The sequence below is a fragment of the Bradyrhizobium sp. USDA 3650 genome (genome assembly GCF_054057395.1).
Window position 1 is genome coordinate 5,791,607 of record NZ_JBSRZG010000001.1, and the last position, 12,754, is coordinate 5,804,360.

The 12,754-nt window shown below is 57.5% G+C and carries 10 protein-coding genes; 6 read left to right on the forward strand and 4 right to left on the reverse strand.

All coding sequences use genetic code 11. The features are described from left to right. The first annotated feature begins 2 nt into the window (after positions 1-2). Positions 3-1,436, forward strand: a complete 1,434-nt coding sequence (locus ACVIN2_RS27205; RefSeq protein WP_456767922.1) for a class I SAM-dependent methyltransferase — start codon at positions 3-5, stop codon at positions 1,434-1,436. Between the two features lie 19 nt (positions 1,437-1,455). After that, positions 1,456-3,711, forward strand: a complete 2,256-nt coding sequence (locus tag ACVIN2_RS27210; protein ID WP_456767923.1) for an NACHT domain-containing protein — start codon at positions 1,456-1,458, stop codon at positions 3,709-3,711. A gap of 120 nt (positions 3,712-3,831) precedes the next feature. On the opposite strand, the gene ACVIN2_RS27215 is transcribed toward ACVIN2_RS27210, so the two are convergent. From ACVIN2_RS27215 to ACVIN2_RS27225, 3 genes are all read right to left on the reverse strand, one after another. Continuing rightward, the gene (locus ACVIN2_RS27215; RefSeq protein WP_456767924.1) at positions 3,832-4,662 is read right to left on the reverse strand and encodes a hypothetical protein; all 831 of its coding nucleotides are present in this window, start codon (positions 4,660-4,662) and stop codon (positions 3,832-3,834) included. A 159-nt stretch (positions 4,663-4,821) separates the two neighbouring features. Continuing rightward, on the reverse strand, positions 4,822-5,784 hold the full coding sequence (locus ACVIN2_RS27220; RefSeq protein WP_456767925.1) for a DUF3616 domain-containing protein: 963 nt from the start codon (positions 5,782-5,784) through the stop codon (positions 4,822-4,824). Positions 5,785-5,900: 116 nt separating this feature from the next. Next, positions 5,901-6,647: a hypothetical protein gene (locus ACVIN2_RS27225; RefSeq protein WP_456767926.1), complete on the reverse strand. Its 747-nt coding sequence runs from the start codon at positions 6,645-6,647 to the stop codon at positions 5,901-5,903. 440 nt (positions 6,648-7,087) lie between these two features. Between ACVIN2_RS27225 and ACVIN2_RS27230 the strand changes: the two genes are divergently transcribed. The 3 genes from ACVIN2_RS27230 to ACVIN2_RS27240 are packed head-to-tail and all read left to right on the forward strand — an operon-like array spanning position 7,088 to position 10,865. Continuing rightward, positions 7,088-9,121, forward strand: coding sequence for a hypothetical protein (locus ACVIN2_RS27230; protein WP_456767927.1), 2,034 nt, complete (start codon positions 7,088-7,090; stop codon positions 9,119-9,121). Next, entirely contained in the window at positions 9,118-9,798 is a 681-nt protein-coding gene (locus ACVIN2_RS27235; protein ID WP_456767928.1) for a hypothetical protein, read from the forward strand. Before ACVIN2_RS27230 ends, ACVIN2_RS27235 begins: the two co-directional genes overlap by 4 nt. Beyond that, positions 9,756-10,865, forward strand: coding sequence for a hypothetical protein (locus ACVIN2_RS27240; RefSeq protein ID WP_456767929.1), 1,110 nt, complete (start codon positions 9,756-9,758; stop codon positions 10,863-10,865). Before ACVIN2_RS27235 ends, ACVIN2_RS27240 begins: the two co-directional genes overlap by 43 nt. Before the next feature lie 15 nt (positions 10,866-10,880). Here ACVIN2_RS27240 and ACVIN2_RS27245 read toward each other — a convergent pair whose 3' ends face one another. After that, entirely contained in the window at positions 10,881-12,233 is a 1,353-nt protein-coding gene (locus ACVIN2_RS27245) for a hypothetical protein (protein ID WP_456767930.1), read from the reverse strand. 54 nt (positions 12,234-12,287) lie between these two features. On the opposite strand from ACVIN2_RS27245, the gene ACVIN2_RS27250 reads away from it, so the two are divergent. Continuing rightward, on the forward strand, positions 12,288-12,638 hold the full coding sequence (locus ACVIN2_RS27250; RefSeq protein WP_456767931.1) for a hypothetical protein: 351 nt from the start codon (positions 12,288-12,290) through the stop codon (positions 12,636-12,638). Positions 12,639-12,754: the final 116 nt, after the last annotated feature.

Consider the following 12,754-nt stretch of genomic DNA (forward strand, 5'->3'; position numbering starts at 1 on the left):
AAATGACAAGTACCTGGAACATCGCCGTTGTGTCGGCCGATGCCAAGCTGATCGACCGGTGCCAGCATATTCTGGCGCCGACATACCTGATCAAGCCATTTCACATCAACGAGCAGGCTCGCAGCAAGATCTCGCTGAAGGACAGGCTGCGGCAGATCGTCAGCGAGATCATAGGACTGGCAGATGGTTCGATCGAGACCCATGCCGTGATCATCGATGCGGAATTTAAGTCAAAGCAGGGGAAGGACAAGATCTCCATTTCCGACTCCATATTCGACGAACTTCCAGCGCCGGCAGGCAACATAATCTCGTCGGTGTTGGGTGCGGGATTGCCCCTGATCGCGAACTCAAATGTAAAAGACCCGTTGCAGAATTGGGCGATGGGCAGGGCAGGGGTCATCCCGCTCAACGAACATACTCTGATGGTCGATCTGGAGGCGGCGCTCGATGCCCTCCCGTATCTAATCAATACACTGCGGGTCGAGAACGAATTTGCGACGGGTTACGACGAGGAAGAGCTCGGAAGCCCAGCGACGGTCAGCGCGGTCCTATGGGAGAACGAGTTCGTCCTCAGGCATGTGCGCGAGCACATCCGTACCGCGTCGCAACCGCTCCATATTCTGGACCTGGGTTGCGGAACGGGGCGCTTCGAAGAGCTCTTACTGACCGACCGCGAAATCAATCAAAAGATCGCAACGATAACCGCCGTCGATTTTGCTCCGATGTATTTTGGGATGGCAAAACGCCGTTTGCCCCACTTTCTGGCAAAGGCGGAGTTCAGCAAGATAAACTTCGTTCGCCGGATTGCGGAAGATCTGCGTTGGCCGGCGAACTATTTCGACATCGTAGTCGCAAGCTTCGGCATCCTGTGCTTCTCGAACACCCACAAAACGCTTCCCAACGTTTACAACGTCCTGAAGCCCGGTGGCCTGGTCACGTTCAATGGCTACAATCGTGATGCGATCACGTTTGAATTTGACGAAATGATAAGGGGGAAGCTCGGGAATCCGGCGTCCCATTTCGCGATCAGCATCGACCGGGATGAGAATACAATGCGATTGGGAGATAGATACATCAGTTGCTTCACGTTCCACCCAGATGACGTGGAAGGCCTGATCAGCCTGGTCGGTTTCAAGCCAGTAAAAAGTACTGCGCCGATCGAGACCTTTCCTGCTCTATACGGCAGCGCGCGAAAGGAATACTTGGCGCGCTTGACGACGAACGACCCGAAGCGATCGAAGAGTAAGGTTCATTTTCGACATGGTGCCTGTGTCGGAACGAAGGCGTGCGTGGACTTTGCCTCATATCAGCACGTTAACTTGGTCCTGGATGGCTTCAAGAGCGGATTCAATGAGACCCTGCATCAGATAGACGGAGACTTGGCGAAGCTTCTTCCTCGGCGCGGCTTTTACTTTTGCGTCGCAGCGCACAAGTAGCGCATGGATGTCGTCCGCGGTGCCAAACGAGGATCATCCATCGACCAGCTTTTTGACTTCGCTGATCGAGTCGCACGAACTGGAGATGGATTCTCGATTTTACGTTCCAGCCAGGTTGCGCGTCGACAGGGCCTCGGCAGACGCGATCAACTATCTTCTCGGCTGGGCTCGCGATCAGGACTCTCCGCCGCTGCTGCTTCTAGGGGAGTATGGGTCCGGAAAATCCTACATTTGTAGGAGGCTTGCCTACGAACTGGCAAAGGCCCGCCTAAGCGACGCCAAGTCTCCCGTTCCTTTGCTATTCTCGTTGAGCGAGCTCAAAGCCTACGGCGGCTTGCATGGCTACTTTAGGGCCAGACTGGCAGAGGCTGGGTTGCTTGCCAGGGATGGTGATTGGCGGGAGGTTATCGATCGCGAAGATCGAGTTATCATACTGGATGAGATCGATGAAGTGCCGAGCCTACGCGGGGTAGGCGATCTTGATCGCGTATTTCAGACGATCGGCGATCTTTCCCTCAGGCATCCTCGCCTTGTTCTGGCTGGTCGATCGAATATGTTCGCTCGTCTCGACAAGGTATGGGGCGCTCCTTCGGTTGATCGCAAGTCCGATTCCGGCCTAATCACGCCCTTTTTTCAAATTACAGAGTTGCTGGAGTTCACGCCGGCGCAGCAGCTTCGCTATCTGAAGCGGCGGTTTGGGCCGGACGCTGCAAAGCTCAAGGGGGACATCGAGCGCACCTACGGGTTGGCTGAGCTTGCCGCGCGGCCGTTGCTCCTCGGAATGATCGGGGAAACCTTGCGGAGGAGCAGAAAGGGACGAATTCCCCTAGGTGCCCTCTACTCAGAGTATGCGGCAGGCCTTTTGAAGAGAAGAGAGCAGCAGGTGTCCATTCCCTCAGCGGAGTTGCACCGATCCTGCAGATTGCTCGCAATCGAGCTGTTCAAGAAGCAGGACGCCTGGATCGCTTCGGAGGATATGGTGGCCTTTAGCCGAAGGCTGAATGCCGAACGATTGGCAGTTCTTGCATCAATCCCTGGTGAGGCGCCCGCCGATCTTCTGGTTCAACGACGCGACGACAGGTTCCGCTTCTCCCACCAATCGTTCTATCATTTCTTTTTGGCTGACGCGTGGATAGCCGACTTGGCGCTGGCGCGACCCGGCGTGATTTCCCTGGGCCCGTTGAGCTCCGAGACGATCTTTTTCATATCGCTGCTTGACCAGCGGATCGATTGGCGAACTTTGATCAAGATCGCCCGCCAAAGCCAAACGAGATCTCGCTGGATAATGATCAACGCACTTCGGATTGCGTTGGCCACAAAATCGTCGGCTCTTGGAGAACTGCTTCCGCACGCACTGCGTTCCAAGAATGTCGAAACCGTGCGGGTTGCGCTAAAGTGCGCTGGATACGGCCCTCGACTGCCCAGGAAGCTGCAGAACGCGGTTGCGAGCTGTGTCCGCTCGACGAAAGGTGAGCTTACCTACTCGGCTATCGAGACGATCGGCCTTCAGAAAATTCAAAGCGCCTTAAATGCGGTGCTCAACGGCATCGCCTCTCCTGATCTGGACACCGCGAGGATCTCCCTCTGGGCGCTTCGGAAGCTGCGTTCGCCTTCTGCGCTGCCGACGGCCATCGCGCTAATCGACAGCAAGGATGCCCGTGCCCGACGTACTGGTGCCGAAATTATCGGTATGCGCCAGCACACGGCGGCGGAGGGGGTATTGAGAACACGGCTGAACCGGAGTCCCAATCCCGACGATCGCTATTTTTTCGGTGAAACTTGCGCGGCTATCTCTGACCGTAAGAAGTGGAAGTGGCACAAGCTCCGGCGTGAATTGCTGGCCGATCGATCCCGAAGGCACCAGATATTGCTGGATCAAGGCACACCAACCTGGATAAAGCGATATATCATCGAAGAGATCGGGGAGAAGCGTATCGTCGAGGATGGACCGGTCTTGCAGAAGCTCTACGCGAAGTCTGACATCTATCTTCGCAACTCTATCGTGGACGCGCTGGGCGAGATGCGGGACGGTGAAAACGTTCCCTTCTTGCACGATAAGTACCGCACGGAAGGCTCTCCAAGAATCAAAGCAAATATCGTGTGGGCTCTGGGCAACACCAGTGACCCCAGGAGCCTCAAAGTGCTTTTGAACGCCCAGCAAGCGACGAGCCCCGAAATTCGAGACTGGGCGAGGTGGGCCAAGGCTCAATATGGGCAAGATCGTTACGATCTTTCGAGCCCGCACTATTACAAGTATCCGCTCGCCCTCAGTTGAGCGCCTTTGAAAACTGGCTCGCGTGCAAAGGTCTGGAACCCTGATCGCGCGATCGTAATCGCGATCCAAAGTTTATCGCGCCGCCTCGCAGAGCAGCTAATTGCTGGTTCGACCGATCGGCTAGTCCGTCGTTGGGATGTCTTTCTCTGCTTCGCGTATGAGGATAAAACGTTGATCCATACGCAACGTCGCGCGATCGCCGCACTTCGGACAGCTCACATCCACGTTCGGCTTTGCTTTGACTTGCAAAATCGAACGCGGCTCGTTGCAGTTCTTGCAGCTCCAACTATAGGAGTGGGGCACGAAGAAATATGTGCCGTCGGGCCGTGGCTCGGCGTCGAAAAGCTGGCCGCAGTTGCCACATTCCACAGGCGCGCCCTTCTCAAGCACTGAAGACCTGCGCTTGATAGGAGCCTCGCACTCGGTGCAAGCAAGCGTGACTGACAGCGAAAAGTTCGCATTCCAGATCGAGGTGTCCAGAACATACGTCAACTGCACTCGTATGGCTTCCACCCGCTGTCGAATCGGTTCGACGTCAGGCGATAGACCTGAGCGCGACTGCTTGATCGTAGGGACGTGAAGATAGCTGCCAAGCTGATGGTAAGCCTTGGCGCTCCAGTCGGCCTTTAAGCGGCGATCTTCCCCGAGGTCGATCCAATCACCTTCAGGTTCGCCGTCGGCGCCTTCTCTACGCATGCGGAGCCCCGAGCTGTGGTCGGCACCGGGGTCCGTCCTAAGCAATTCCCTCATCACCTTGTCAGGCTGCCAGGTTTCCAGGGCCTTGAGAGGCACCTCGCTCAAGTACCCCATTAGGAGTTCGTACGAGAGCGCTTCAAGGCACTTCCGAAGCTCAAGGCACGCGTAGATCAGGCTGTCATCGTCACCTGTATCTAGAAGTTCGCCCGCCTTTTCGAGCCGCTCCTTTGCCAGGTAGCGATACTGTGGTTGCATTGTCTCGGCTCCGCTTAACGAGCGATGGAGGGTCGGTATCCGACTCCAGATTGCTCCGCAACGGACTGCCGGACTTCGTTGCTGGCCGCCGCGTAGGCGACGCCGTCGTGCCGAGCTGAGTGAGAGCAGTCGAAGGGCGGGACCTGCAGCCGGAAGTGACTATCGCTTGACCGTCACGCCGCGAAAGGATTGAGACGCGCGCTGCGCATCTTTGCATTCCTTTCCGCTGACGTCGACCGTGCCGTCGTCGCTAAGGATTTGCACCTCCACGGTGTCCGGGATTGCGAACAAAGCCTCTGGAGTCAGACCGGCCAATCCCGCGTTCGCGACGATCGTTGGGTCATCGTTCGGGTCGCCCGACCAGCGGTACAGGTCAAAGCCTCCGTTGCCATCGATTGGCCCGGCGACGATCAGATAACTGGCGCCCACTCGTTCAAAGCTGCGAATGCCTCGACCCCCGAGCTTGATCTCGATAGGCGGGCCGAGCTTCGCCGACGCGCCTGAGATCACATCCTGTGGATTTTCGATCGGGACCACCAAAGCCTTGTCGCCTGGCAGCAAGGGATTGCGAAACCCGATCAAGAGTTTGCCGTCGACTGTGTCCGCCAATCCCTCTATATTTAGGGCGCCCTTCGACTTGGGCGGCTTCTTTGCGGCTTCCGCCAGGCCGTACTTGGCGAGCCCCGGATCTGTCGAAAGGTCCTCGATGAGGCTGGAGTAAGGCTTGCCGACCGCTTGTACCGAAGGCACCGACCCCGCGACGATTTCAGTTGCGAACAGTCTTCGTCGACGGTCATGGACTTTTCCCTCCTTGTTCGTACCGTGGGACGAGATCCAGAATATTGTGTTGCCGATCGTAGCGGCACCCTCGATGTCAGACTCCTTGTCCGGTTTCGTCCCGAGGAACGAAGATAAATCAACCTGAGCGACGGAGTCGGGTTGACCGCGCCGGTAGATGCGCAAAACGTTGAGTTCGTCGTCCGCCACTACGAAGTGGTCCTTATCGAGCGCGACGGCAGCAGACGCATCGCACATTTCGCGGTACACGGTAGCCGTCTCGGCATCGGCCGGACCTGCAAGGATGGCCAGTGCAGCTAATGCGATGAAATGTGGTCTGGACATGTGATCTCCGCGAGAATTTCACGGTCAATGCCAAAGGCCCGTCATTATGACAGGCTCCTGGGCAACCGAATTTGGTCGCCGAGCTGCTCCAAAGCGAAAGCCCACGCTAGGGATTGTCACGACCTTGCCGGCAGCGACTTTACCGGCAGGGAGTAGAAGAGCACGTCGAGACCTTTCGTGACCTTATATCTCTGCTTCCAGCTTCCTACGGTGTAGTTCTGCTCGAACTTGGCCAGACTTGAAGAGTTCGAGTACACCAGCCGTTGGTCGCCAGCGCCTGTCCCGAGAATACCGACATGTCCGATGTTTCTGCGCTTCGAACCAGGAACGTTTTGCGTAGGAGAGATAATGATCCCGCCAGGCGGCACCTGGCCCTCATCCGATCCCGCGTGGAAGCAGGCGTGCAGCTCTTGCCAAAAAACCTGAGTGCCGTCCGTCAACGTTATCCAACGTCTGAGGGCGTTGTACACGATGTGCCTGACGGTCCAGCAGCAAGCTAGGTTTCCACCATCGGGACCAGAGCTTGAATCGAACACGTTCACCTGTGTCAGCGCGTACTGATAGACTTTGTCGTGGTCGGTCGCGCTGCTTGGCCCACAGGTCGCGATCGTGCCGGCGACTGTGATGTCGGGCACAGGGGAGAAGCCCGCGAGAGCCTGTCGACTATCAATTATCGTTTCATTGTCCCAGAAGTCGAACTTGGTGCCGTTCCACTTGAACAGAAGCTGCTGGCCATCGACGCCTTTCTGAGTGACCAAGAGATAGCGGTCGTTGCCAAGCTTGAACTCGGCTCCCGTGTTTGTGTAGTTGTCGGACGTGTCGAGATATTCGACGATTTCTGGATACTGCTGCTCGACGGCCATCTGCGCGCTCCTGAATGAGCGTGTCGCGACACGCCCGGCTGCGAGCGCGATCCTAACTCCAGGCGATCGGGCGGTACCCTAGGATAAACCCCAGTAGGACCGCTTGAACGAGTGCCCAGCCGCGGACAGGACCCCCGACGAAAGGAGCCTTGGGCTTGCACGATTTCAAGGTATGGTTACCCGCGTAAGCGACTGTAATTCCTGCCCTATCGCGCCAGCCATGCAAAATTCATTAACTTGCTGGGGAAGCCCAGTGATCTCCCTAGTATCGTTCGGCAAGATGTCGTTCAATATTCACAACTTCCAGCGGCGCCCTCCAGAACTTCTCTCCTGGCGGCGCGCCACATGCCAGCAGTGTTTGGATTTGGCCGACGCCGGTCCGATCGGGGTGTAGGGAAACGTTTCGATTGATCCGATTTCCGATTATTCGGCGTCTAGAGGTGCACAATTACGAACTCTTCAAGAACGAAGAGTCCGAAGGCATTTCTCATGTTTTCGATCGCGGCGTGCATGCGATCGTGGGCATCAACGGGCTAGGCAAGACGACCCTCCTCAACGTTCTCTATCGGGCTCTCTTGGGCCCGTTCGATCAAAGCAAGAGCGATGACGCGGGTCTCTTGGGGTCTCAACATGAGCTGAGCGCCTGGCGAAATCGCAACTACTTCCGCGACCGAGTGAGAGACGGAGCGCGACAGGCCACCGTCGAAGTGGACATTGCCTTCGGGAAGAACCTCCTGACCGTACGCCGGCGCCTCAGCACGCTACAGGTTGACTACCTTGCGTTGGATGGAGAGCCATTGGAGGCTTCGCTCGAGGAATACAGCGACACGGTGGTGAAGCTCTCGGGCGTAGCCACATTCTTCGACTTCTTCGCGATACTGCGATATCTCGTGTTCTATCTCGAAGATCGCGTCGAGCTCATCTGGGATCGTCGTTCTCAATACGACATGCTGCGGGTCTTGCTGTTTGACACAAAAGCCGCAAAGGCAGCGTCGGAAGCCTATGATGCCGCGCAAGCGGCCGACAGTAGATACCGCAACAGAAGGGCGGTCTTGGGGCGCGATCGAGATCGACTTGCCGCCTTGGAGGCGGCGTCAGGGGATTCGGAAGCGTCCCATCTCAGGAGTTTGCAGGCATCCATCGCTCAGGCAGAAGAGCTGGACCGCGAACAAGCTGCGCTCATCGAGGAAGCTCGGGAGAGCATGGAGGAGGCGCGCCTTCGTCGAGAGCGGGCTCTTCTTGATTTGCAGGAAGCTCGGATAGCGCTCGAATACGAGGAGCAGGCACACTACAAAGACCTGTTTCCCGAGATCGGCGAGACAGCGCAGCATGTTTTCTTGAACATATTGGGTGGCGGAGGCTGTCTTGTATGCGGAACGGAGGGCCCGGACGTTGCCGAGCATCTGCGCAAGAAGCTCGAAGAGCATCGTTGCCCGATCTGCGATAGCCCATCCGAACGTCATGAGAAGGTGACGACGCCCGCGGACTTTAGCCATGCCCGGTTGAGACGCCTCAAAGCCAAGACCGAGCAGCTCAGAGAAGCACTGCAGGTCGCTTCGGAAGAGACCGACAAAGCCAAGACCGAGTTCGAACAGCTTACGGACAGGAGAGAGGAGGACCGGCGAAAACTGAGAGATCTCAGGCTCGAGTTGAATCAGCTCGGCTACGTCGAAATCCCGAACGAAGCCGACATCGAGAACCTGCGCACCACCGTTGCCGAGGGCGAGAAGGAACTCGCCCGACTTGAGACGGATCAATTTGAAGCGGAAACTCGGTACGGACGCATTGTCCGCAGGCAAAAGACGGTTATCGACAATACTGTCGCGACCATTCGTCGGCGCTTTCGAGAGTATGGAGGTATCGTACTTGCCGAAAGGTGCGAGCTCAATCTTGCCAGCGAACGGCGTTCGATCGGACAAGAGGGGACGAAGTTCGATTTCCCTTATTTCGAGGTGATGATGACCTCGGGGGTCTTCAATCAGAGCATGAGCACGCGTCAAAGCGCGGAAGCCGTGTCCGAGTCCCAAGCCGAGTTTCTGGACATAGCTTTCCGGATGGCTCTCATCAGTGCTGTGACGTCCGGCAAGACGGAATCCATGCTGGTTTTGGAGACGCCTGAATCGAGCCTCGACAGTCTATTCGTACGGATGGCTGGTGAAGCATTCCGCCACTACGCTGAGGACAAACGGTTGGACAATGTCTTCATCGCCAGTACGAACCTGAACAACGAAAAGATGCTGAGCGCACTTCTAGGCGTCAATCGAACTCCCGCTATCGAGCGTCAGAGCCCGACCAATCCCAAGCTGAGGCCTGCCCCGACCAAGAGATTTGTCGCTCCAGTCGTTCCGAAGCGCGACCGTTCGAAGAGGATTATCAACTTACTAGAACTGGCCGCGCCGAACGCTGCTCTCGTCCAGCACAGGAATTACTATGCCGGGATGTTCCGACGGGCGATGGGCGAGGAACAACCATGAGCCAGAGACCCCAACGATCGGTTCTGGTCGCCCGTGTCTGGCTGCTGATGCTTTTGGACGCGGCGGAGCGGGCCGGAGTAGCGCCGTTGTCGGTCGAGCGATTGCATCGGCTCGTTTATCTGGCGAATGCTCTTGCGCCGGTCTACGATTTGTTGCTGCCTGACGGCTACATTCTCAAATACCGACGTGGCCCGTTCTTTCCGGTCGTGCACTGGGACGTCGGGCGCCTCGTGGCGCAAGGCTTGGTTGACGTCTCCAATTCGCAGCCAATTAAAGACGAAATCGGCTATTGGATCTCTGCGGACTACAGCCTTTCCCGCAAAGGGATGAAGGCCGTCGACACGGCAATCGAACTTGAGACCGCACTTCCCAAGGCTGTGTACTTGCGTGAGGTTGCTCTCGCATTCGCTTCCTTGGAGACGACCGAACGAGACGCCGTCGCTTTGGCCGACGTGAATTATGACAATGCTGCCGACGATGCTCCAGTCCACTATGGAGACGACGATCAAAATCTCGTTCCCGCCGGCTGCGGAAAGCTTGATCGAAGAGGGCGCCCCGAACGTACGTCGGCTTCGTCTGCACCGGTATTTCCAGTATCTCGAACGCGCGTGGGATCTGTCCCAGGAGCAACGGCGTGCCTCCTGAGGACCAACGGAAGAAAGCGGAATCTCTACTGAACCCCGACGCCGCGCGAGGCGTGCGGATCGAGAGGCGCGACAGCGTACAGGCGGCGCCGGCGGATCCTGACGGTGAGGGTTTCGCATTCGAAGCTGAAGTCTATCGCTATGCGGCAGATTGGATCTCGCGGAGGCCTACTACGGCGCAGTCCGCAAAGCCATTCGCGATGGTTCTGTCGCGCTCTCTTTCGCAGGACAAGAAGGAACTTGAGACGGCCGGACAGGGAGCATGCCAAGTTTACCAAGCTTTCCACAGCCAGAAGCTGCTGAATGTCGAAAGTCACATCGTCTTCACGACTGTGAATCTCGAACGCGCGATTGCCGTTCCAGTCGCGGACGTGGAGACAGCACAGGATCTTTTCGATGCGATCGGCGCTTTAAGCCTCGGCGATCGGCACATTGCTGTGTTCGAGCCATCGGAAGCCAATCTGATCCTGCTCAAGGCGGGATTGAACGGGGTGTCCAGAGAGCAACAGGTCAGGGCTAACGTGGGGGCACCGGTCTGGAATCTGGTCGATCTCGAAAAAGAAATCCAGACCTTCCATAGCGACTACACTCGCACTCCGTCCGGTGTGCTCGAACCCTGGTTCAATGCTACGGATGGCGTCACCGGCGAAAAGCTTGAAATCCGCATCAGCAAGGCGCTTGCCAACGATCTCGACCGCAAACTCAAACGGGGAAGTGTCTTGGCCGAGGTCGGTAGTTCATCGGGCAGAATGGATGTCTACATCTGCTCGGACGTACTGACGCCTGGATGCGGACCTTGTGTTCTCGAAGTCAAGGTTCTTCGCAGCCGCCATAAGCGCCTGGCTAACGACGGCAAACCTCGGAAGGTTTCCGACAAGTCAAATAATGATTGGGCGATGAAAGGCGTCGTGCAGGCGGATCTTTACCGCTGCGACAAAGGCGCTCCCGTCGCTTATTTGTGCGCGTTCGACGCCCGCGACGCCGATAAGAAGATGCCCGATGTTGAGGCCTTGGCAGCCAGCCGCTCCGTGAGCTACCGGAAGTACTTCATGCATCGCTCGACGGGCAGTCTCCAGGCGGCCGAACTCGGCAAGAGCTGACCGTGCCGTCTTAGATCATCTGCGGCGTCGCAAGTGGACGAGGCTTTCACTCAGGACATGATGTCCGCCCTGCTGCGCACTCGCCCTCATCGCCCGGATGGGACGGACCGCCTTGACCTCGAAGGAGAGCTCCTTGGCGAGCTCCGCGAGAATTTCGGCGACGTCGACGTGCACGCCGGCGTAACGGCTGTCTCCAACCACCATCATGATGTCGGCGCGTCGCGACATCGTCGCTGCCAGGCCGGTCAGAATGGAAGCCATGTCGCCGAAGTAAGCTTGGACCATTTCCGGAATGCTGCCGTCCCACAATCGTGCGGCATTCGACCTCAGGGCCCGAACAGTCTTCCGCAACAGCGGAGAAGAAATCGGATCGCAGTCATATGAGCGTTTTACCTGAACGTGAGACCGGAGTGTGGCCTCCCGGAGCGAGCGGTTCTCGTTGCTCGAGGTGAGGTAGCCCAGCAACCAAAGCTCGACGTTGTAGATGTCCGTATAATCGAACGAGTTCGGATAGGGAGGCGAGAACAATGCGAATTCGGCCTCGGGCAGCGAGCCTGCGAGCTTTCTGGAGTCGCCGCGCAGAAGAACGTATTGATGCTCCGCGCGGCGGCCGAACCGTGCCACGTCTTCGATCGCGCGTTCGGCGGCCTGCCTGAAGGCTCGATCGACCGCAGCGACGGGCTCGGGCCGATCCTCCCATCCGGAGCGATACCTGCGCCCCTTTCCGCTGATGACGACGTTGCTCAGGCCGATCGCGATCGAGCCCAGGAGAACGCGGAAGAGACGGCGGTGGGAAGGCTCGTCCAGCGTCGCGATAGCCTCCCGGTAAGCCAGCAGCTTCTTCGCGACGTTCTTGTTAAATATCCAGCGGCTGTCTACCCCCGGCTCGACCATCGTCGCCGGACCGGATTTGAGCAGCTTGACCGGGTCCACCCGCAGCTCCCGGGCGGCTTGAAGTACGCGCGCATAGTCGCGCGTGAGCGCCGCGACGTCGTATCGGCAAAGCTTCGCTTCGATCAGGTCGGCGAGAAACGGATTCACTTCGATCGTCGCCGGCCGAACTCCCAGAAATTGGCAAGCGAGCGCCGTGGTCCCCGAACCCCCGAATGGGTCGACACAGGCGTGAGGCCGCTGGCTCAACGATCCGATAGCGCTCGACACGAACCTGGGACTGAAGGCCTCCTTGAAGCGATACCACCTTTGAAAAGGCAAGTTCTGCGCCTCGACGTTGCTCGAAGGCGCGATATCGCCCTCCGCAATCCGGCCGAACCACTTGCTTGCCGTAATGCGATCGCCCGCGTGCACGTTCACCAGCAACTGGTCCAGCCGCTTCTTAGCCGTACGGTCTGAGATCCATTCGCTGTGCATGAAACAGGTATATCCCGAAATATTCGAATATGCTAATTATAATCACAAATGAGAATGCGGCAACCCAATCTTATTGGATCGGACCTGCGAGCCTGGCTGGATGAGCAGGGGCTCACCGAACTTGAGCTGTCCAAGCGAATTGCGCAAAGAAACAAGGGAAGATCTGTAAGCCAATCCTGGATCAGCAGGATATTGGCGGGAAACTTCAAGCGACCTACGAGGGCCGTACTGCTTCTGGGGAAATATGCGAGTATTCCGATTTTTGAGGAAGCCTCGCAAAGAGATGCCGCCGGAGCCAAATTGATCGATGACGCCGTCTCCTCAGTCTGGAATGGCACCAGGCGGCACGCGCACGTGATCGCGAAGCTCATCCGGGTCGCGAAGGAAGTGACGCCGGAAACTTAAAATCTGCCTATTTTGAGAAGGCGCTGAGCTTGCTCAAAACCGCAGCACGTTCTCTCTCGATCAGCCTCTCGGCTTCGGGGCCATCAAGTGCTGTCCTGTCTGGCCCGGTCTGCTCG

Excerpts from the sequence above, each read along its gene's own strand:
- ACVIN2_RS27250 (WP_456767931.1), top strand. The coding sequence starts at position 12,288 with ATGCGGCAACCCAATCTTATTGGATCGGACCTGCGAGCCTGGCTGGAT.
- ACVIN2_RS27220 (WP_456767925.1), bottom strand. The coding sequence starts at position 5,784 with ATGTCCAGACCACATTTCATCGCATTAGCTGCACTGGCCATCCTTGCA.
- ACVIN2_RS27215 (WP_456767924.1), bottom strand. The coding sequence starts at position 4,662 with ATGCAACCACAGTATCGCTACCTGGCAAAGGAGCGGCTCGAAAAGGCG.
- ACVIN2_RS27235 (WP_456767928.1), top strand. The coding sequence starts at position 9,118 with ATGAGCCAGAGACCCCAACGATCGGTTCTGGTCGCCCGTGTCTGGCTG.
- ACVIN2_RS27225 (WP_456767926.1), bottom strand. The coding sequence starts at position 6,647 with ATGGCCGTCGAGCAGCAGTATCCAGAAATCGTCGAATATCTCGACACG.
- ACVIN2_RS27245 (WP_456767930.1), bottom strand. The coding sequence starts at position 12,233 with ATGCACAGCGAATGGATCTCAGACCGTACGGCTAAGAAGCGGCTGGAC.
- ACVIN2_RS27205 (WP_456767922.1), top strand. The coding sequence starts at position 3 with ATGACAAGTACCTGGAACATCGCCGTTGTGTCGGCCGATGCCAAGCTG.